Here is a 21,550-nt window from a genome sequence, read left to right on the forward strand (position 1 = left end):
AAAAAAAAAATGAAATCTTTAAAAGTATATAAGAATCCCCTTTTGTTATTTGCCTCTTGTCTTTTGCTTGTTTCTTGCGGTAAGACCGAAACTAAGCCAGAAGAAGAACAAAAAGCAACAACAGAAGAAGCTGCTCCTACAATCGCATCACTCACAGCCGAGCAAATAAAAACGGTAGACATACAATTCGGGACTATAGAACAAAAACAATTAACGGCAACACTCAGAGCCAATGGTGCATTGCGAGTGCCTAACAATAACAAAGCCAATGCAACTTCGCTGTACGGCGGTGTAATAAGAACCATTAATGTACAGTTAGGTGATTTTGTGAAAAAAGGTCAAGTAATTGCTACAATCGCCAATCCGCAATTTATACAACTACAGGAAGAATATTTGAGTACTTCCAGTAAAATAGTCTTTGCCGAACAAGAATTAGCGAGACAGAAAGAACTCAATGCAGGGAATGCGGGGGCACTAAAAAACTATCAAAATGCAGATGCAGAACTAAAATCAATTAGAACTCGCCGCGCTTCTTTACAACAACAAATCCAGTTAATGGGTATCAATCCAAATAGTTTAAATAATAGTAATTTGCGTTCTGCATTGTCAGTGACCAGTCCAATAACTGGCACCATCAGCAATGTGTTTTCTAAAATTGGAAGTTATGTTGATGTGTCTTCACCCGTTGCCGAAATTGTAGACAACTCACAATTGCATTTGGATTTGAATATTTTCGAAAAAGATTTACCTATGCTAAAGGTGGGGCAAATTATACATTTTAGAATTACCAATAACTCAGGACAAGATTACAATGCTAAAGTGTATTCAATAGGTGCAGCCTTTGAGAATGACAGTAAAAGTATTCCTGTGCACGCTACTGTTCAAGGGAATAAAACGGGACTGATAGACGGAATGAATATAACTGCAATTGTAAGTTTAAATAATGTTACTACTGACGCAGTCCCTACTGATGCCATTGTAAGTGCAGATGGAAAGGAATATATTTTCGTTGTAACCGATAAAAAAGCGGAAGAAGAACCACAAGAAGAAGAAAACAAATCCGAAGAACCAAAAAGCAAGGAACCGACAACAAATTTTGAAAAAATTGAAGTGGCAATAGGCGTTTCTAATATGGGATATACCGCTATAACATTGGTAAAAGAGATTCCTACTAATGCGAAAATTGTAACAAAAGGCGCATTCTTTGTAAATGCAAAATTGACCAACAAGGGAGAAGAATAAAGAGTAAACAACCCATTGGTGTAATTATTATAAATAGCAGTTCACTAAAATTTTAAAAACTAATTACCCTAATGGGTTAATAAATCAAAAAAAATGAAACACCAACACAAATACGATGCAAACGGCAAACAGCTTTGTTGCACATTGGAAGAAAAAATAAATCACAAAACCGACAAACGAACTGGCTGTTGTACAACTCACAATGAACCTGAAAATCATTCGGACGATGATGGACACGACCATGATCATTCAACCGAAGGAAAGTCTACTTTTCAATTGTTCTTGCCAGCAATAATAAGTTTTGCGTTATTACTCATTGCTATTGGTTTTGACAGCTATTTTCCTCAATCGTGGTTCACAGGATGGGTGCGTATTGCTTGGTATGGAGTAGCTTATGTACCTGTGGGTTTTCCTGTAATAAAAGAAGCTTTTGAAAGCATTCGTAATGGCGAAATATTTTCAGAATTTTTATTAATGGTAATTGCAACTATTGGAGCATTTGCCATTGGTGAATATCCCGAAGGTGTTGCTGTTATGTTATTTTATGCTGTTGGTGAAGTATTTCAAACATTAGCTGTTCAAAGAGCAAAAAGTAACATCAAATTATTATTGGATCAAAGACCTGATACCGCTACAGTAATCAAAGATGGAAATACTATTGATAAAAAAGCATCTGAAATTACTATCGGCGAAATCATCCAATTAAAACCTGGAGAAAAATTAGCTCTCGACGGAAAATTACTTTCTGACAATGCTTCCTTGAATACATCTGCTTTAACGGGTGAAAGTAAACCCGATACGAAACAAAAAGGAGAAACTGTTCTTGCCGGAATGATTAATCTAAATACTGTTGTTCAGGTGGAAGTTACAACTGCCTATTCTGATAGTAAGCTCTCAAAAATCTTGGAAATGGTTCAGGATGCAACAGCGAAAAAAGCACCAACAGAACTATTCATCCGAAAGTTTGCTAAAATTTATACGCCTATAGTTGTTTTTTTAGCAATTGCAATTTGTGTGTTACCTATGCTTTTTGTCGATAATTATGTGTTTAGAGAGTGGTTATACAGAGCATTAGTTTTCTTGGTTATTTCTTGTCCTTGTGCGTTAGTAATTTCGATTCCTTTAGGATACTTTGGTGGAATTGGTTCAGCCAGTAAAAACGGAATCTTATTCAAAGGTTCTACTTTTCTCGATATAATGGCATCCATTCAAGTAGTGGTAATGGATAAAACAGGAACGTTGACCAAAGGTGTTTTCAAAGTTCAAAAAGTAGTAGCCGTTGATATTCCCGAAGCCGATTTAGTAAAATATACATCGGCACTCGAAACCAAATCTACTCATCCTGTTGGAACTGCTATTATTGAATATGCAAAAGGTGCTGAAAAAAATGTAAACGTTACCGATGTGGAAGAAATCGCAGGACATGGACTAAAAGGGAAAGTAGATGGAAAAGAAATTCTAGCGGGAAATGTAAAATTGATGAAGAAATTCAACATCAGTTACGATGCAGAAATTGACAATACGCCATTTACAATAATCGTTATTGCCATCAATCAAAAATATGCAGGTTACTTTCTCATTGCTGATGAAATCAAAGAAGATGCTAAACAAGCTATCGAAAGTTTGCATAAAATAAATGTAAAAACAGTAATGCTTTCAGGTGATAAACAAGCTGTTGTTGATGCTGTGGCCAAAGAGTTAAATATAGATCAGGCTTATGGTGATTTATTGCCTGAAAACAAAGTCGAAAAAGTCGAGGAATTAAAATCTCAAAACTTAAAAATTGCCTTTGTGGGCGATGGTGTAAACGATGCCCCTGTCGTTGCTCTTGCTGATGCAGGAATTGCAATGGGAGGTTTAGGCAGTGATGCCACTATTGAGACCGCTGATATTGTAATACAAAATGACCAGCCTTATAAAATATTTACAGCGATAAATATTGGTAAAAAAACCAAACAAATAGTTTATCAAAACATTGGACTGGCATTTGCAGTAAAAGCGATTGTTCTTGTTCTTGGGGCTGGCGGTCTGGCAACAATGTGGGAAGCCGTTTTTGCAGATGTAGGTGTAGCATTGCTTGCCATTTTAAACGCAGTTAGAATACAACGAATGAAGTTTTAAAAATTCGATTAAAATAATGCTCTTTTCAACGAGAAGCATTCAATATTTCAAGAAAAGAACAAATCGAATAAAAAATAAAAGGATTCAAACTATAATTAATAAAAAATCAGATATAACGGTTCAAAAACTTACAAATTGAGTTGATCTATAATAGCATTCATATAAATACTTTTTCCTGCTCAAATAAATCTATTTAAGCAGGAAATTTTTATATGCTATTTGAAAGACGTCAAATCTGAGATATACACCTGATAACAATATTAAATAAAATATTTTTAACATTACCAATGATTCAAACAAAGAAAAATATTTACAGCTTACTTTTTACATTGATGGGAATTGCAACATTTGCACAACAAATCAGCACCAGTAGTACTAACCAATTCTCATTTGACAACTCTTTATTAACTTTTAATTCTAGTATTGATAAATTAGAAAATGACAATACTAACAGTTATCCTTTTGACAAAGAGGATTCATTTCAATTAGACTCTTCTTTTTATGTTAAAGATTCCCTTGTATATCCACCTACAACAAAAGATTATAGAAAATTAGGATATAATACCGCTCTTTTCGCAGGTACTACTGTTGTTATTTACGGTGTTTTATTGTTGCTTCCTGAAAGCGTAACGAAATGGGACAAAGAAGAAATGAGAAAAAACGGAATTACAACCAAATGGAAAGAGAATGTGAAAGCGGGTCCTGTAGTAGATAGTGACAACTTTTTTTTTAATTATGTTACCCATCCCTATGCTGGAGCGGTGTACTATATGACAGCTCGTAGTTGTGGCTTTAATATCTTTGAATCCTTTACTTATTCGGCTATAATGTCAACTTTCTTCTGGGAATACGGTGTTGAAGCTTTTGCAGAGATTCCTTCAGTGCAAGATTTAATTATTACGCCTATTGTTGGTTCTGCAATGGGTGAGGGATTTTTTTATGCGAAGAAAAGCATTCTTAAAAATGATTCCAGAGTTTTAAATTCGCGATTCTTAGGCAAAACGTCTTTATTTTTTATGGATCCGTTTAATACTATAATGGATAGTTTTGGCTACAAGCAGAAGATCAAAACAAAGCTAAATGTTGCCCCTGTAGGATTCAATCCATATACAAAAAATACCGCATGGGGACTTAGTTTTTCGGCAAGCTTTTAGTGTTCAAGTTGGCTGTTTTTTTTGAAGGTACTTAACATGACTGCAATATAATATATTATGCAAATTTTTCATGAAATATGTTATAAGTAAGAGCGCTAAATTTGAGCACTCTTTTAATTAATTAATTCTTTTTCGGAGCAGTTTTAGATCCTCTACAATAATATCCATATGGTTTGCAGGACTTGGGTAAAGCTTTAGATTTCGCTTTTTCATCTGTAGTGCAAAGCCTAATTTATATTAATAAATTGTTAAGTTATGAAATATTGTTTTTTTATAATTAATATATCGTAATATTGCAATATAAATATAATACTATGGGGGCAACAAAAACAGACAGCTTTACAGATAAACAAAATGAGTTGGCCATTTTAGCCAAAGCATTAGGACATCCTGCGCGTATCGCTATTATTGAATATTTACTCAAAGTGGACTCTTGTATCTGTGGAGATATTGTAAATGAGTTGCCATTGGCACAACCTACGGTTTCACAACACTTAAAAGAGCTAAAAAATGCTGGGATAATCAAGGGAAACTTTGAAGGAAATTCAATTTGCTATTGTATCAACGAACCGGGTTTTGAACAAATAAAAGGTTTCTTCCAAGACATCACAAAACATTTGGATAAAAAGAAAAACGACTGTTGTTAAATTTTTAAATTAAAATATTATGAAACTATCACAAGTAAAAAACATCTTGAAATCGGTTGAAGCTGTAAACTTCATCTTGGATGACGGAACTTCAGTACCGGAACATTTTCATGTAACCGAAGTAGGTTTAATTACCAAAAACTTTATTGATTGCGGAGGAACAGTTCGAAAAGAAACTGTGGTCAACTTCCAATTATGGGATGCCAACGATTTTGAACATCGATTGAAACCTCAAAAATTACTCAATATCATTGAGTTATCGGAGAAAGTGCTGGGGATAGAAGATTTTGAAATCGAAGTGGAATATCAGGCACAAACCATCGGTAAATACGATTTGGATTTCAACGGAAATGATTTTGTTTTATTAGACAAGAAAACGGCTTGTTTGGCTCAAGACCAATGTGGCATTCCATCAGAAAAGCCAAAAGTGAGATTATCCGATATGAATAATGAAGCTAGTTGTTGTACTCCCGGTGGAAGCTGTTGCTAATGTTAAACTATAAAAATTGATATAATAATGACCTTAACCAAAACAAACGTTTTTACTGAGATTGCAGCTGTGATCAATACTTTTAATTTCGAAAGCATTACTGCAGAACGTAAAATTATTTTGCAGCCACTTGTAGATTATATACAAGGTAAAGCGACTAATCAACAAGAAATAAGACTAAACTTAATTTGTACTCACAATTCAAGAAGAAGCCATTTGTCTCAAGTCTGGGCACAAACAGCTGCTGCATATTATGATATAAAAAATGTATTTTGTTATTCTGGCGGTACTGAAGCGACAGCTATGTTTCCTATGGTATCTAAAACACTTACTAAACAAGGGTTTGAAATAAAAACTATTGCAGAAGGAAGCAATCCAATATATACTATAAAATATGCTGAGAATGAGCATCCGATTATTGGCTTTTCTAAAACTTATGATGACGATTTTAATCCGCAAGATGAATTTGTTGCCATTATGACCTGTTCACAAGCCGATGGAGGTTGTCCTTTTATTGCCGGAGCTGAAAAGCGTATTCCAATCACTTTTGAAGATCCAAAAGCATTTGACAATACACCTCAACAAGAAGAAAAGTATGAAGAGAGAAGTTTGCAGATAGCAACCGAAATGTTTTACGTTTTTTCACAAATTAAATAATAAGTATGTCAGCAAATAATTGTGCTCCGGTTGTGGGGCGAAAAAAATTAAGTTTTTTAGATAGTTATCTTACGCTCTGGATATTCTTGGCAATGGCAATTGGAGTTTCAATAGGTTATTTAATTCCATCAAGTAGCGGTTTTATCAACTCCTTTTCAAGTGGTACGACTAATATTCCATTGGCCATCGGATTAATCCTGATGATGTATCCTCCATTAGCAAAGGTAAAATATGAGCAAATGGGAGAAGTATTCAAAAACACAAAAGTGTTGGGCGCCTCATTATTTCTAAATTGGATTGTTGGTCCAATATTAATGTTTTCTTTGGCATTATTGTTTCTTAACGGTTATCCGGAATATATGATTGGTGTTATCCTTATTGGATTGGCACGTTGTATCGCTATGGTTGTCGTTTGGAATGATTTAGCCGACGGAAATAGAGAATATGCAGCAGGTTTGATTGCCTTGAACAGTATTTTTCAGGTATTGCTTTACAGTGTTTATGCCTATGTTTTCATTACAATTTTGCCTCCTTATTTTGGATATACTGGTTTTGAAGTTAACATCAGCATTGGACAAATTGCTGAAAGTGTAGGTATTTATTTAGGAATCCCTTTTGCACTTGGAATTATAAGCCGTTACGCTTTAATTGCTCTTAAAGGAGCCGAATGGTTTGAGACCAAATATGTTCCTTTTATTTCGCCAATAACATTAATATCATTGTTGTTTACCATCATTTTAATGTTCAGCCTCAAGGGAGAATTGATTATACAAATACCTATGGATGTAGTGCGAATAGCCATTCCATTAGTTATCTATTTTGTAATAATGTTTGTCATTAGTTTTTTCATCGGGAAATATTTTGGTGCAGATTATTCAAAATCTACAGCTATTGCTTTTACCGCTACAGGAAACAACTTCGAATTGGCCATTGCAGTTGCAATCGGAGTTTTTGGAATTAATAGCGGTCAAGCCTTTGCTGGTGTAATTGGACCATTAGTTGAAGTGCCTGCACTTATTGCATTAGTAAATGTTGCTTTTTGGTTTAGAAGGAAATACTATACTGTAAAAGCATAATTTTTTTTAAAGTGAATAAATAATTGTCTTAACAGTATAACATGAGAATTGCAATAATATCAGATATTCATGCCAATTTCCCTGCATTGGAAGAAACATTAAAAAGCATAGAACAACAGAATATTGATGCAGTTTATTGCTTAGGGGATTTGGTCGGTTATAATTTATGGCCAAATGAGGTCATCAATGAAATCCGTAAGAGGCATATACCTACTCTGGAAGGCAATCATGACGTAAAAGCTGTGGATATACATAGTATGGCATCAAAAGATTCTGATAGTTATGCGTATCAAATCGTTGGTAAAGAGCAAATAGAGTACCTTTCAACGCTACCGGCACATATAAAATTGGAATATCAAGTTATTAATAAACTGATTATGATATTAATGGTGCATGGTAGTCCTTACAGCAATAGGGAATACTTACTTGAAGATAAGGATGAAAAAGACTTCACTGATATTTTCCTCGATAGTGGAGCTGATGTCATTCTTTGTGGACATTCCCACAAGCCCTATCATCGGGTAATGAAAAATCCCGATAAATTAGGCGGTTATTTTCATGCTATTAATGTTGGATCTGTGGGTAAGCCCAAAGATGGAAATCCAAAATGTTGCTATGCAGTAATCACCATAAATAAAGACAGTGATTTTTCAAAAAAAGAGAGCATAGAAGTAGAATTTGTCCGAGTGGCATATGATATTGAAAAAGTAGCTAAAGCCATTGAAGATAGTGAATTGCCAAATAGTTATGCGCAAATGTTAAGAGAGGCATACTAACTTTACCCATATAAAATTAGCATGGAAAGCTTAAAAATGTTTTTGCGTACTATTACCAATATTAGCGATGCTGACTTTGAAAATACAATTAAGTATTTTCAAAGTCAGCATTTAGCTAAAAACAGCTATTTTGTATTACCCGGAAAAATATGCCAACAGGTTGCTTTTATAAAGAAAGGAACGCTTAGAACATATTATTTAAATGAAAATGCCGAGGAGGTAACGTCTTGTTTTTGCATTGAGAATAGCTTGACGACTTCATATAAAAGTTTCATTTTACAACAACCTTCAGAACTTGCTATTCAAGCCATTGAAGATACTGAGCTTTTAGTTATTGATTACGCTGATTTACAGAATCTATACCAGCAAAGCGTGGTTTGGCAGAAAATCGGAAGAACAATAGCAGAAAGACAATATATTGTAATGGAACAATATGCTAGTGTTCTATGCAATGAAACGGCAAAAGAGAAGTATTTACGTCTGCTCAAAGAACAGCCATCTATTTTAAACAAAGCATCTATAGCGGATATTGCCACTTATCTTGGCGTAACCCGCAGAACACTCAGTCGGATTAGAAAAGAAGTTACACAATAACATTTGAGGACAAATGTCCTCAAAGATATAATCGCTGTCCATTACTTTTGCTTTATAATAAAATCAAAAACAAATGGAAACAGCAATTGTCATTACATCTATTTCACTAATACTATTTTCAATTCTGGCTCTCTATGACGGTTTTTATCTACATATTTTCAAGTATAAGCTTCACAATCAATCTGAAAGTAAAGCAGAACATTACACACATACCATAAGAGCAGTCTTATTTCCTGCAATTCTATATTTCTTATTCTTAAAACAGGACTGTATTATGAGTTTTATAATTGGTTTGACAATTGTAGCTCTTGATATTTTTGTTATGGCAGTTGATGCTTTTATAGAAAAAGACAGTAGGGAATTTATGGGAGGACTTCCACGCTGGGAATATATACTTCATCTATTTGTCAATGGATTCCATTTTGCTTCAATTGCAGTTTTTCTATCCATTAAGGTAAATGTTAAAAATGATAAAATAGCAATTTTATCTAATTTTGACCAATATCAAAACTATCAAATTTTTGATGCAATAGTAATTAATCTTTTGCCAGGTGCTATTCTAATTGCACTTCTACATCTATTTTTATGCATACCAAAAACAAGATATGTTTGGGATAACTTAAGAGCCAAAATTCAATGTTGTTGATCTTTTTAAAAGAGATAGCTCCTATACAATCACAGTCTGGAATGATTTAAGTATCATAAGTACTTCTCATCATTTAGCTCTTCTTCATCGGGTTTTTTAAAGTAGTTTAATTCCCGTTCCAATTTTTTTTCATCTTTTATGTTTTGCTTTATTAGTGCTATAATTAATAGAATAGCACCAATAAAGACTATCGATAATATTAGCCAGTTGATTTGCATAATATTTGTATTTAAGCGTAATAGTATATTTTGTCAAGTATTAAACGAAACTAAATAAGTTGTTTCGTTCTCAATTTAATAAAGCTCTTCATTTAGGAGTGTGGCTTGGGGAGCGGTCTTATTTTAGCGGTTACTTTTCATTTTTGAGTAGTATAGTTTTTTTATTCTTAGCAATCAGTAATCATGAGAATTTAGATGTCATAAAGATAAGTATAATAGTCAATGTTTAGTCATAATGTATTGATAATAAGATGTTTGTTGTGTGCTAATGATAAGTTAAAAATCAAAATTAATCTTTTGAGTAATAGAAGATTTGTATGCAGTAAATATGAAAACATTCATCTTCGATAGGTAAATTTGTATTCTTGATGGGTAATTATATTCTTCCGTGTATAATCTTAAAATAGAAGTTAAAAAGGAGTGACATTTTTTTGTAATTTGTAGTATATTTACCTTGATATAGGAGTTTTTTCAAAAGAACATTTTTAAAATAGTATAATATGTTATCAAGAACAATTGAAACGCTAAAATACATACTACAGGAATATCGTTTTTATTTCTGCATTATTATATTTTTATTATCTCTCTTAGTTTATAATCGATATGAGATTTTAATTGTAGAGAAAAAACGTCTTGAGATAGACAAAGAACTGTATCAGCTTGAAGTCAAGTCCGAAAGAAGACAAAAGGAATATGATGAAAAAATGAAACAGCAGCAGGCAGAAATTGAGCGTATGATTAAAGAGATCAAGTCGCATGAGTAGAACTTGTAATCGATTTCGTTCAACACAGATTTTTTGCCAGCTACACTCCATAATATGATAGATTACTAAAGCCTAAACTTTCGGTTAAACTATTTTCAAGTACAAAACCAATTTTTCATTAAGTCTACTGCTCAAATCCGTTATAACAGATATTGTGCATTATTGCTTTAATTATTCTATTTTTATAAGGCAATATTTAAAGTTTGTTTTCTCAACTATTGAAAAATTTTTCCAAGTTATTTTATAATCTTTTAATAAATCCAATTTATAAAAATGTTGTTTTTTGCATGTCCAGTGTTCTTTTGATTGAATGTTACACCAAATATTATTTTCGTTTAATGTGAATTTCGTTTTATCAATTTTACTATAATTCCAACTTGAATCAATACGATTAAGAAGAACCCCATTATGAAAGGAAAAATGTTTATCAATATTTTCTTTTTCAAAAACATTTTTTTCAAAATAGGATTTATCATTTGTTAAAATAAATACATACCCGCATTTATAATTCAAATTCTTTAACTTATAATTTTCAATTCTAAAGATATCTTTTCTAAAACTAAATCTTCCAACATCGGCAGCTCCATGCTCCGTTAAAATGTAATTTTCTTCATTAAACAAAGTGTTTGTTTTTTTCGTTTTGTATTTTAATTCGATAGGATAATAATTGCCATATGTATCGATAACTATTATATCTATTGGAGCCCTAACAGTTGTTTTCATACCATTTCTATTTACCATTTCTAATTCTACAGGTCTTTCGAGACGAATTTCAAACTCAGGATTAATTTCTTTAATTTTAAATGCTAAAGCTAATTTTAAATCATCTTCAGAATGAAATATTGGTCTCTGTTTTTGTAGTTCAATAACTGATTTTTCAAAAAAATCCATATTTATATTTTAGTTGTTTTTTTTGCAATTATACACAAAATCAGTCTGTTTTAAAAAAAAACACAAACCTCGTGAGAATACTATAATTGAGTTTTTTTCTTTGGTAGCTTTGCAAATACTTTCTGAATTTAAAGTTGATTTTTTACAGTCTGACTTTTAGCTGTAGGCTTTGGGACTAAAGTAAGCCCATTCGGTGTATTTTTCACCTGATCGCGAATTGAAGAAGCAAATCATTCCAAATACAGAACCAGCTTTACATTAAGTTAGCAGCTGTATGCACAGTTTTTTTTATTTCTTATTCAAATTAGGTTCCGTATTTGTTACTTCTTTTATATATGCTAATAAGTAATATTCTAATCGACATATATCTCCCATAATTCTTAAATCGTTCGGAGTTCGACTAAGTTTGTTCACATCACATTTAAAAGTTGAACTGATTATATAAAATTTTTCAAGATGATTACATTCTGAAAATGCAATCCCTTTTGAATTTTCTTTGTAAAAACGCATTCCAGCACTATGACTACCGTTTTTTTCTATACCATTAATAAATTGCTGAACTCGGCTTGTCAATCCTTTTCTAGCATTACTCATACCTACATAAAAAATGTCACTGGGTTTAACTACTTCTCCCTCAAGATTTCTGTCAGAAAATGCTAAAAGATATATTCCAGGATAATTTCCATCTTCAATATTTTTACAATTTTCAAGAAGTGGCTTCCATTTCTTACCTAAAATTTGTTGGATTTTCTCTTCCATAAATTAGGATCTCTTTTTTTAGTTTTTTTTATTGAAATTATATATTAGGTTCTGGTAATCAGTAAGTTTGTGTTAAAATAAGCCCATTCTTCGGATTTGCCCAATCATACCAAATACAAAACCAACACCTTATTAAGCCAAATGCCCAAATCCGTTGTAGCTGTTGTAGGATGTTTTATTTATGCGCAACAAATTTTTCACTCGTTGCAAATACAGGTTCAATATTAGCTCTATAAATTACTTTTTGATTACCGGTAACTTTTAGTTCAGAACTCTTCACCATAGATATATAATGAATTGAATAATCTTCGTTTAACGAAACAAAAACTAACAAGTCAAAATTGCAAGTCTTTACATTTCCTAAATGTGGCGCTCCTTTTTGCCAATAACGAGTTTTTACTTCTACACCAACAGATTTTGGTAATTCCCATTTGTTAGAAAACTCATCTTTCAATATTCCATTTAGATCGCACTCACTAACGCGATTTTTTGAAAATTCTAGTTTTTCAAAGAAATATTCTACGTTTTTCTTGGCATGATATTCTCCGAGATCTGCAATTAGTTTTTTGTAACTAAATCCCAAGTTTTCTTCTTTTATAATCTCCGTAATTTTTTTATCGATAGAAAGTTTTTGTTCTGCGAGAGCAATAATTTCATCATTGTCAACTTTCGGCTTTATAATCATTTAGTTTCTTTTTAAGCATTATTGTCACAAAATATCGCACGTCTTGGCACTAGCGGGTTTGGGACTAAATTAAGCCCATTCTTCGGATTTGCCAAATCATCCCAAATACAAGACCAACTTTCTATTAAGCCAAATGCCCAAATCATAGGAGTGGCTGTTGTGAGCTGGCTATTTTATGGACTGTAATTCAGTTAAATATTGTCTGCAGTATTTTCTTTCGTGATTGTTATTAATATTCTTAACTATGTTTTTTCCAGCACATATTACTAAACCTACTTCTAAAGCTTCTTTTATATATTCTAAGTTGGTTGCATTAGCATTTTCTAAAAGGATATATGCAGATAATCCACAAGCAACAGTTTCAATGCCATATTCTGTTAATTCTCCTGACCAATCCGCAAAGTTTTTTTTATAAGAATCACTAAACTCATTCGGACTTATACCTTTTCCAATTTTATCATATATTTTATCCAATTCACTTTGAAAAGTAGACCGTTTGACTTTAAAATCAGGTTTGTTTCTTATTTCAATTACTTTATCAATACTAATTTTAGAAAAGTCTAATGGTAAATTATATTGAATTATGCTTTTAGCAACTTCTATTTTATTGTCATTAGCGACATCTTTTGACCTTATTGTCATAGATAAATTATCTAAATATCTGTTGTCAGTTATTGGTGAAGCCTCTTTTTCGTAAGCTTCTTCTTGAGCTAAAAAAGTCATATATACTTCACCTAAACTTTTGGAAATATCAATTCCGTATTTAGAATCTTTTGCTAATCCGTTTTGTTGACAAAACCATTTCCAATTCGAAACATATTTTTCGTCAAATAGGGTATAGGTTTGTTGTTCTTTATTCATCCAATTTCTAACAATATTTGGTGAATGTAATTCATCAGCAAATGAATGAGGATTTTCCAAAACTTTAGTTACATAATCAATTGCTTTGTTTGTTGCTCTCATTCCAGCTCCAACGCCAAGTCTTTGTAAATTCAATAAATCTGTTTCAGATTGCAATTTTTTATATAATTCTGATAGAAAATCTATTCCAGTGTCTGGAATTATTGGACTAAAGTTGTCTATATACAAAAGTGCAAACTTGAGCCAATTTAAATCACTAGATTCAAAATTTGGATAATATATTAGGTTTTTCATTTATTAGTTAGGTTTTTCTTTAGCTTGCTCACAACGGTTTGAAGCTACCCGAAGGTGGCGATTACGAAGCACTTCACTGTCAGCCAAGCACAAACTTTGATAGATGCACAAAGCTTGATTTAACCACTGAACCGCCACTTTTGGGTAGGTGCTGTTAGGTGCTGCCCTTCTTTTCTGTCGTGTTGTTGTCTGCCTATTTTACTCCTGTCTTGGTGCGTTGGCTTGGTGGCTCTTTTGCAAAACTTGGCTTTAGTGGGGGGGTGTGCGGTTTTGCAAATGTGCCACCAAATGCGTTGGCTAAAATTAATGAACTATTGTTTGATTTTTACAACTCATATTGTACAAGATAGTTTAAAATATCAAATGCGTAAACAATTCTTTCTGCTCGTTCAGATGCTGATAATTTATTTTTTTAGTTTTCATTTTTTGTTCCATACTATCTAAATCTGAGCTGTGTTTTAATTCTACTCCAACTACCGCTGGGCCTTCTTCTCTATTATTTTTTTTGGTAAACTGGAAATAGGTAATATCATCATTTTCTCCTAAAACATCATTTACAAATTCTTTTAATGCTCCTGGTCGTTGTGGAAAGTTAATGATGAAATAATGCTTCAATCCTTCAAACATCAAGGATCGCTCTTTTATTTCTTCCATTCTTGTGATGTCATTGTTGCTTCCGCTAACAATGCACACCACATTTTTACCTTTGATTTGGTCTTTATACGAATCCAACGCTGCAATACTCAATGCACCGGCTGGTTCTACAACAATGGCTTCTTCGTTGTACAATTGCAAAATTGTGGTGCAAACTTTCCCTTCGGGGGCTAAAACGATATCATCTAAAGAGTTTTTACAGATTTCAAATGTTTTGTCGCCCACTCGTTTTACGGCTGCTCCATCTACAAATTTATCAATGTCCGTCAATGCAGTATTTTTACCGTTTTCCAACGATGTTTTCATAGAGGCTGCTCCTTGTGGTTCTACGCCGATAAGTTTAGTTTCTGGACTCAATTGTTTAAAAACCGAAACGACTCCTGCAGCCAAACCGCCACCACCAATTGGAAAGAATAAAAAATCAATCTTACATTTGCTGTCTTCCACAATTTCCAATCCTACAGTTCCTTGTCCGGAAATAACCAATTCATCATCAAACGGATGAACGAAAACCGCCTTATTCTTCTGGCTGAAAAGAAGGGCTTCATTGAAGGCATCGTCAAAAGTATCACCTTTCAACACAACCTCTACATTTTCTTTTCCAAAGAGTTTTACCTGCTTTATTTTTTGTGCAGGCGTAGTAATAGGCATATAAATAACGGCTTTTATGTTCAGTTTTCTACACGCAAAAGCCACTCCCTGAGCGTGATTTCCGGCACTTGCACATACCACGCCTAGTTTTATATCATTTTCGGAAAGCGAACTGATTTTATGATACGCACCACGCAATTTATAGGATCGTACAGGTTGTAAATCTTCCCGTTTCAAATAAACCTGAGCAGCAAATCGCTCGCTCAGGTTTTCGTTTTTTACAAGAGGCGTATGCACCGCCACACCTTTCAGATTTTCGGCTGCCTTTTGTATTTGTGCTAAATGTATCATTTGGTTTGAGGTCTTAATTTTCGTACTTGCATTCCAGTTTGCCACAACTCACTTTGTTGTATTTCTTTAAGTTCTGCGTTGAGTTTTTCTCTGTAATCAGGCTTGCTGTTGGCTTCGATAACGATGGCTGCTTCTTTACCTGAAAGCACGTCATCATACAGTTCATTAAAAACAGGCGTGGTAGCTTCTCTAAATTTACCTTTCCAATCCAATGCTCCTCGTTGTGCAGTGGTACTGCAATTGGCAAACATCCAATCCATTCCGTTTTCAGCTACCAAAGGCATTAAACTTTGGGTCAATTCTTCTACGGTTTCGTTAAACGCTTCACTTGGCGAATGTCCTCGCTGACGAAGCACATTGTATTGTGCTTCAAAAATACCTGCGATAGCTCCCATCAAAACGCCTCGTTCGCCAGTCAAATCGCTGTACACTTCTTTTTGAAATGTGGTTTCAAACAAATAGCCAGAACCGATAGCGATGCCTAATGCCAATGCTTTTTCTTCAGCTTTTCCGGTTGCATTTTGAAAAACGGCATAACTGGAATTTAAACCCTGCCCTTTTAAAAATAAGGTTCTTAACGAAGTTCCCGAACCTTTGGGAGCCACCAAAAACACATCTACATCTTTAGGTGGCACGATACCTGTTTTTTCATGAAAAGTAACGCCAAAACCATGTGAAAAATACAGGGCTTTTCCTGTTGTCAAATTTTTTTTCATCGTTTCCCATGCTTGTATTTGCCCTGCATCTGATAATAAATTCATGAGTAAAGTGCCTTTTTCGCAAGCGGTTTCCACTTCGAAAAGGGTTTCATTTTCTACCCAACCATCAGCAAGTGCTTTGTCCCAACTCTTTGTCCCTTTTCGTTGTCCTACAATTACTTTTACGCCATTATCTTTCAAATTTAAGGCTTGTCCCGGACCTTGCACGCCGTATCCAATGACTGCAACAGTTTCGTTTTTTAATATTTCTCTTGCTTTCTCTAATGAAAACTCTTCTCGTGTTACGACATTTTCCATTACGCCGCCAAAATTTAATTGTGCCATTTTTTATTGTATTATTTGTTTATTATTTTTTTTCAAATTCTTTTAAATAAGAAGTTAAGTCTTTCATAGGTTTGGTAACTGCCACTCGACCTGAACGGGCAAATTCCAGAATGCCAAATGTTTTCAGTTTTTCAAACAAAACTTGTATTTCTTCTTTGTGCCCTGTTTTTTCAATGACGATAAAGTCGGGATCTACGGTGAGAACTTTGGCACTATTTTCTCTAACCACTTGCTCTACATTGTTAGATTTAAGTTCTGTTGTTTTGATTTTATATAGCGCAATTTCCTGATGTACTACTTCATTATCTTCATGTACAAAGGCTTTCAGAACATCAATTAATTTATCGATTTGCCCAACAACTTTATCTATTTGTTCTCTGTTTGTTCTCAAAACGATAGTGTAACGATGCACATTTTTAACCTCTGTTTCAGAAGCTGTGATGCTGTCAATATTCAAATGTCGTCTTGTAAATATGATGGTGATGCGGTTGAGCATTCCGATTGTATTTTCCGTAAATATGGATACGGTAAATGTTGTGTCAATTGTTTTCATTTTTTATTTTTAATTATTGCAATCGTATTTCAGCTACCGAAGCTCCTGTGGGAATCATTGGGAATACATTGTCTTCTCTAGCCACTTTCACTTCCAACAGGTACGCATTTTCTGTGTTTAAAAGTTGGTCTAATGCGTTGTTCAACTCCTCCTGTCTTTCAACTTTTTGACCTTTGATATTGTAAGAGGCTGCTAATGCAACGAAATCAGGACTTTGTATGTCGGTAAACGAATATCTTTTTTCAAAGAACATTTGTTGCCATTGCCGCACCATTCCCAAGTAGCCATTGTTCAAAATAATGATTTTAACGCCAATGTTATTTTGCATCATCGTTCCCAATTCCTGCAAAGTCATTTGGAAACCACCATCGCCAATAATGGCCACCACTTGTTTTTCGGGATTAGCCATTTTCGCTCCAATTGCTGCCGGTAGCGCAAAGCCCATCGTTCCCAATCCACCAGAAGTAACATTGCTTTTGGTTTGGTTATACTGATAGAACTGTGCCGCCATCATTTGGTGTTGCCCCACATCGGTTACAACGATTGCATTGCCCTTGGTTTTTTGAGAAAGTAAATCGATCACCAAATCCATTCTAAGTTCATCTGAAAATTCTTTTTCTCTATTTTCTGAAAGTACCTTCAATTCATTTTGCTTAGCCTGATGAAATTCATCCAACCATTGTTGATGATTTTGTTTTTCTACCAAATCCGTTAAAACGGTTAGTGCTTCTTTGGCATCGGCTACAACAGGAGCATCGGCTTTTATGATTTTATTGATTTCGGCAGTGTCTATATCAACATGAACCACTTTTGCTTGTGTTGCATACCGGGAAACATCACCTGTAACACGGTCGTCAAAACGCATTCCCACGGCAAGCAACACATCGCACTCATTGGTTTTTACATTGGGTGCATAATTGCCATGCATGCCTACCATTCCAACAAATAAAGGGTGATGACTTGGAAAAGCTCCTAATCCCAAAAGCGTAGAAGCCACCGGAATACCCGTTTTTTCAACAAAATCCAATAGTTCTTCTTCCGCATTGGAAAGCATAATTCCTTGTCCGACAATCATCAAAGGTTTTTTTGCCTCGTTCAGTAAATTTGCAGCAACTTGCACTTGTTCTTCATTCAATTTTGGCCTTGGCTGATAACTTCTGACAGAGTTACATTTCTGATAAGAAAACTCAATCGCTTCAAACTGAGCATCTTTGGTGATGTCCACGAGTACTGGACCAGGACGACCGGATGAGGCAATGTAAAATGCTTTCGCCAATGTTGTTGCTATGTCTTCTGCTTTAGTTACCTGAAAATTCCATTTGGTTACTGGCATCGAAATACCCATGACATCGGTTTCCTGAAAAGCATCCGTTCCCAAGAGGTGAGAAGCCACTTGTCCGGTGATGCAAACCAGTGGTGTAGAATCGATTAAAGCATCGGCTAAACCTGTAATTAAATTGGTAGCTCCAGGGCCCGACGTAGCAAATACAACCCCTGTTTTCCCTGAGGTTCTGGCATAGCCTTGAGCTGCGTGTACAGCACCTTGCTCGTGTCGTGTCAAGATGTGATTTACTTCTTCAAGATGATGAAATAAGGCATCATAAATTGGCATGATAGCACCGCCTGGATAACCAAATATCGTTTTTACTCCTTCAGCTTTCAGGCTTTGTATCACCGCTTCTGCACCTGTTATTTTTAATTCCGTTGTTTTCATTTTTTAATTATTTATCGGTTACACACCCCAATGAAGCACTCGAAACGCATTGTGCATATTTGTACAAAACCCCTTTACTTGCTTTCAATGGAGGTTGTTTCCATTCTGCTTTTCGTTTTTCCAATTCCTGTTCAGATACTTTTAAATTGATCGTATTATTTTTTGTGTCAATCGCAATTAAATCTCCATCATTTACCAAGGCAATTGTTCCACCTACAAAAGCTTCCGGAGTGATGTGTCCTACCACAAAACCATGCGTTCCACCCGAAAATCTACCGTCGGTAATTAAAGCCACTGAATTTCCCAATCCTGCACCCATAATGGCGGAAGTAGGTTTTAGCATTTCGGGCATTCCCGGTCCGCCTTTTGGTCCGCAATAACGGATTACTACCACATTACCGGGTTTTACTTCTCCGTTTCTCACACCATCAATCACTGCATATTCATCGTCAAATACTTTGGCTGTTCCTTCAAAATAATCGCCCTCTTTGCCACTTATTTTAGCTACACTTCCCTCGGTAGCTAAATTTCCGTAGAGCATTTGCAGATGTCCATTTGCTTTCACTGGATTTTCCAATGGAAGAAATACTTCCTGACCTTCGGTTAAATCTTCCACAGCTTCCAAATTTTCAACAATTGTTTTTCCTGTAACAGTTAAACAATCTCTATGTAATAAGTTGTGTTTCAATAAATATTTCATTACTGCTGGAACACCACCTGCTTCGTGCAAATCTTCCATGAGGTATTTTCCACTCGGTTTTAAATCTGCTAACACTGGAACACGGTTACTTACCTTTTGGAAATCATCCAAAGTCAATTCCAAATCCACCGAATGTGCCATAGCTATCAGGTGCATTACGGCATTGGTAGAGCCGCCCAAAACCGTTACCATGGTCATGGCATTTTCAAAGGCTTTTCGGGTCATGATGTCTTTGGGTTTAATATCTTTTGCCAACAACACTTTGATGGCTTTTCCTGTATCAAAACATTCCATTTTTTTATTGCTGCTCAACGCAGGATTGGATGAACTGTAAGGTAAACTCATTCCCAAAGCTTCAATAGCCGAAGCCATCGTATTTGCTGTGTACATACCGCCACAAGCACCCGCGCCAGGACAAGCGTTTTTGATTATACCTTTGTAATCTTCATCGGAAATGGTGTTGCTGAATTTTTTACCTAAAGCTTCAAAAGCTGAAACGATATTGAGCGATTCTCCTTTCCATTTTCCAGAATGGATCGTTCCGCCATAAACCATGATTGCAGGACGATTTAATCTTCCCATGGCGATGATAGAACCAGGCATATTTTTATCGCAACCTACTACCGCCAATACTGCATCGTACCATTGGGCACTCACCACCGTTTCTATGGAATCGGCAATCACATCTCTGGAAACCAAAGAAAAACGCATACCGTCAGTTCCGTTTGATATACCGTCACTCACACCAATGGTGTTAAATATCAATCCTACTAAATCCTCTTGTTGCACACCAGCTTTTACTTCTTTAGCCAAATCGTTGAGGTGCATGTTGCAGGGATTTCCTTCGTAGCCCATACTCACAATTCCCACTTGTGCTTTTTGCAAATCGTCTTCGGTTAAACCTATTCCATAAAGCATGGCTTGTGCTGCAGGTTGGGTTTCATCTTGTGTGATGGTTCTACTGTATTTGTTGAGTGTTTTCATTAGTTTAAATTGAGCTGTTTTAAAGGTTCTCGTACCAAAAGTGAATAAGCATCTTGAAGTTTTTTACCTAAGGAATCATTCCATTTTTTTGGAAATTGATAAGTGTCCACCGATAATATACCCACTACCTCGGCAGCCGTTCCGCAGTAAAAGGCACTATCAGCTTGAAAAAGATCTTTTCTGGTAAATTTTCCTTGATGCAGTTCCAGACCTAATTGCTCGGCTAACTCCAAAACAGTGGCTCTGGTGATGCCCGGAAGGATGTTTCCTAATTGAGGCGTGAATAATTTTCCGTCTTTTTCAAAGAACAAATTCGCACCCGGACCTTCGGCTAAAAATCCATCGCTATCCAAAAGAAAGGCTTCGTCGAATCCATTGTCTTTTGCTTCGTTGGTTGCCAAAATCGAATTGACATAATGACCGCAGACTTTCGCTTCAATGTGGATGGATTTTGGATGTGGACGGCAATAGGAGGAAACCGTTAATCGTAGTAATTTTTCTCCCAAATACGCTCCCCAGTCCCAAGCGGCAATCATCACCGAAACGCTGGTAGGTTTTGACAAACTCATATTTTGTCCACAATACACCAATGGTCGGATGTAAGCATTTTTTAAATTGTTTTTTTCCAGTAACTCGTAAGTAGCTAGGACTAATTCTTGAACAGTGTAATCGAAAGGGATTTTTACCAATTCGCAGGATTTTTTCAAGCGTTCATAATGTTCTTCGGCTTTAAATACTTTAGTTCCATTTTTGGTTTCATAAGAACGAATACCTTCAAATGCACCGTAGCCATAATGAAGCGTTTGACTGTACAAATCGGTTGTAGATTCGTTAGCCTTTACAAATTTTCCGTCCAAAAAAAGGACTGTTTCGCTGTTTGAATACATATTTATATTTTTTATTGAGTTGATAATTGATTTTTGGGAATAAAAAAAGCCTTTCCCGAAATGAGAAAGGCTTACAATTTGGCATAAAGCAGCATCTCTCACGGTGGCGAGCTAATAATAATGCTGATAATAATAGTGTTGTTATATGATTTCATTTTGTTCTTTTTAGTTTAATGTCAATAAAAAAAGCCTCCTGAT

At 34.9% G+C, this 21,550-nt stretch carries 22 protein-coding genes; 11 read left to right on the forward strand and 11 right to left on the reverse strand.

Going from position 1 to position 21,550, the window contains the following annotated elements; genetic code table 11:
• Window positions 1-9: 9 nt before the first annotated feature.
• The 10 genes from C8C85_RS16255 to C8C85_RS16300 all read left to right on the forward strand — a co-directional run bounded on the left by C8C85_RS16255 (window position 10) and on the right by C8C85_RS16300 (window position 9,403).
• Window positions 10-1,242: an efflux RND transporter periplasmic adaptor subunit gene (locus C8C85_RS16255; RefSeq protein WP_111410126.1), complete on the forward strand. Its 1,233-nt coding sequence runs from the start codon at window positions 10-12 to the stop codon at window positions 1,240-1,242.
• 93 nt (window positions 1,243-1,335) lie between these two features.
• Window positions 1,336-3,363: a heavy metal translocating P-type ATPase gene (locus C8C85_RS16260; protein WP_111410127.1), complete on the forward strand. Its 2,028-nt coding sequence runs from the start codon at window positions 1,336-1,338 to the stop codon at window positions 3,361-3,363.
• Window positions 3,364-3,650: 287 nt separating this feature from the next.
• Window positions 3,651-4,517, forward strand: a complete 867-nt coding sequence (locus C8C85_RS16265) for a DUF3943 domain-containing protein (RefSeq protein ID WP_111410128.1) — start codon at window positions 3,651-3,653, stop codon at window positions 4,515-4,517.
• A 314-nt stretch (window positions 4,518-4,831) separates the two neighbouring features.
• Entirely contained in the window at window positions 4,832-5,164 is a 333-nt protein-coding gene (locus tag C8C85_RS16270; RefSeq protein ID WP_111410129.1) for an ArsR/SmtB family transcription factor, read from the forward strand.
• 19 nt (window positions 5,165-5,183) lie between these two features.
• Window positions 5,184-5,654 carry a DUF6428 family protein gene (locus tag C8C85_RS16275; RefSeq protein WP_111410130.1) on the forward strand — a complete coding sequence of 157 codons (471 nt, stop codon included), beginning with the start codon at window positions 5,184-5,186 and terminating at the stop codon, window positions 5,652-5,654.
• Window positions 5,655-5,681: 27 nt separating this feature from the next.
• Window positions 5,682-6,311, forward strand: a complete 630-nt coding sequence (locus C8C85_RS16280; RefSeq protein ID WP_111410131.1) for a low molecular weight phosphatase family protein — start codon at window positions 5,682-5,684, stop codon at window positions 6,309-6,311.
• 5 nt (window positions 6,312-6,316) lie between these two features.
• Window positions 6,317-7,387, forward strand: a complete 1,071-nt coding sequence (gene arsB, locus C8C85_RS16285; protein WP_111410132.1) for an ACR3 family arsenite efflux transporter — start codon at window positions 6,317-6,319, stop codon at window positions 7,385-7,387.
• 41 nt (window positions 7,388-7,428) lie between these two features.
• Window positions 7,429-8,163: a metallophosphoesterase family protein gene (locus C8C85_RS16290; RefSeq protein WP_111410133.1), complete on the forward strand. Its 735-nt coding sequence runs from the start codon at window positions 7,429-7,431 to the stop codon at window positions 8,161-8,163.
• A gap of 21 nt (window positions 8,164-8,184) precedes the next feature.
• A complete protein-coding gene (locus C8C85_RS16295) occupies window positions 8,185-8,757 on the forward strand; it encodes a Crp/Fnr family transcriptional regulator (protein ID WP_111410134.1) in 573 nt (190 codons plus the stop codon).
• A 73-nt stretch (window positions 8,758-8,830) separates the two neighbouring features.
• Window positions 8,831-9,403 carry a hypothetical protein gene (locus tag C8C85_RS16300; RefSeq protein ID WP_111410135.1) on the forward strand — a complete coding sequence of 191 codons (573 nt, stop codon included), beginning with the start codon at window positions 8,831-8,833 and terminating at the stop codon, window positions 9,401-9,403.
• A 53-nt stretch (window positions 9,404-9,456) separates the two neighbouring features.
• On the opposite strand, the gene C8C85_RS18490 is transcribed toward C8C85_RS16300, so the two are convergent.
• Window positions 9,457-9,621, reverse strand: coding sequence for a hypothetical protein (locus C8C85_RS18490; protein ID WP_165818131.1), 165 nt, complete (start codon window positions 9,619-9,621; stop codon window positions 9,457-9,459).
• Between the two features lie 500 nt (window positions 9,622-10,121).
• On the opposite strand from C8C85_RS18490, the gene C8C85_RS16305 reads away from it, so the two are divergent.
• A complete protein-coding gene (locus tag C8C85_RS16305; RefSeq protein WP_111410136.1) occupies window positions 10,122-10,385 on the forward strand; it encodes a hypothetical protein in 264 nt (87 codons plus the stop codon).
• A 171-nt stretch (window positions 10,386-10,556) separates the two neighbouring features.
• Here the strand turns inward: C8C85_RS16305 and C8C85_RS16310 are convergent, their stop codons facing one another.
• The 10 genes from C8C85_RS16310 to C8C85_RS16355 all read right to left on the reverse strand — a co-directional run bounded on the left by C8C85_RS16310 (window position 10,557) and on the right by C8C85_RS16355 (window position 21,352).
• Complete coding sequence (locus C8C85_RS16310; RefSeq protein WP_111410137.1) at window positions 10,557-11,276, reverse strand: hypothetical protein; 720 nt, start codon at window positions 11,274-11,276, stop codon at window positions 10,557-10,559.
• A 288-nt stretch (window positions 11,277-11,564) separates the two neighbouring features.
• On the reverse strand, window positions 11,565-12,035 hold the full coding sequence (locus C8C85_RS16315; protein WP_111410138.1) for a hypothetical protein: 471 nt from the start codon (window positions 12,033-12,035) through the stop codon (window positions 11,565-11,567).
• Between the two features lie 175 nt (window positions 12,036-12,210).
• The gene (locus tag C8C85_RS16320) at window positions 12,211-12,720 is read right to left on the reverse strand and encodes a hypothetical protein (RefSeq protein WP_111410139.1); all 510 of its coding nucleotides are present in this window, start codon (window positions 12,718-12,720) and stop codon (window positions 12,211-12,213) included.
• Between the two features lie 168 nt (window positions 12,721-12,888).
• A complete protein-coding gene (locus C8C85_RS16325) occupies window positions 12,889-13,875 on the reverse strand; it encodes a hypothetical protein (RefSeq protein ID WP_111410140.1) in 987 nt (328 codons plus the stop codon).
• Window positions 13,876-14,226: 351 nt separating this feature from the next.
• Window positions 14,227-15,471, reverse strand: a complete 1,245-nt coding sequence (gene ilvA, locus C8C85_RS16330) for a threonine ammonia-lyase IlvA (protein WP_111410141.1) — start codon at window positions 15,469-15,471, stop codon at window positions 14,227-14,229.
• Complete coding sequence (gene ilvC / locus C8C85_RS16335) at window positions 15,468-16,514, reverse strand: ketol-acid reductoisomerase (protein WP_111410142.1); 1,047 nt, start codon at window positions 16,512-16,514, stop codon at window positions 15,468-15,470. The genes ilvA and ilvC overlap by 4 nt, the downstream gene beginning before the upstream one ends.
• 22 nt (window positions 16,515-16,536) lie before the next feature.
• Window positions 16,537-17,067 carry an acetolactate synthase small subunit gene (ilvN, locus tag C8C85_RS16340; protein ID WP_111410143.1) on the reverse strand — a complete coding sequence of 177 codons (531 nt, stop codon included), beginning with the start codon at window positions 17,065-17,067 and terminating at the stop codon, window positions 16,537-16,539.
• Between the two features lie 13 nt (window positions 17,068-17,080).
• Entirely contained in the window at window positions 17,081-18,781 is a 1,701-nt protein-coding gene (ilvB, locus tag C8C85_RS16345) for a biosynthetic-type acetolactate synthase large subunit (protein ID WP_111410144.1), read from the reverse strand.
• 7 nt (window positions 18,782-18,788) lie between these two features.
• Window positions 18,789-20,465, reverse strand: a complete 1,677-nt coding sequence (ilvD, locus tag C8C85_RS16350; protein ID WP_111410145.1) for a dihydroxy-acid dehydratase — start codon at window positions 20,463-20,465, stop codon at window positions 18,789-18,791.
• Window positions 20,465-21,352 (reverse strand): branched-chain amino acid transaminase, encoded by an 888-nt coding sequence (locus C8C85_RS16355; protein WP_111410146.1) that lies wholly within the window; start codon window positions 21,350-21,352, stop codon window positions 20,465-20,467. Before C8C85_RS16355 ends, ilvD begins: the two co-directional genes overlap by 1 nt.
• Between the last annotated feature and the right edge of the window lie 198 nt (window positions 21,353-21,550).

The organism is Flavobacterium sp. 103 (assembly GCF_003096795.1).
In the GTDB taxonomy this organism is placed as follows: Bacteria; Bacteroidota; Bacteroidia; order Flavobacteriales; family Flavobacteriaceae; genus Flavobacterium.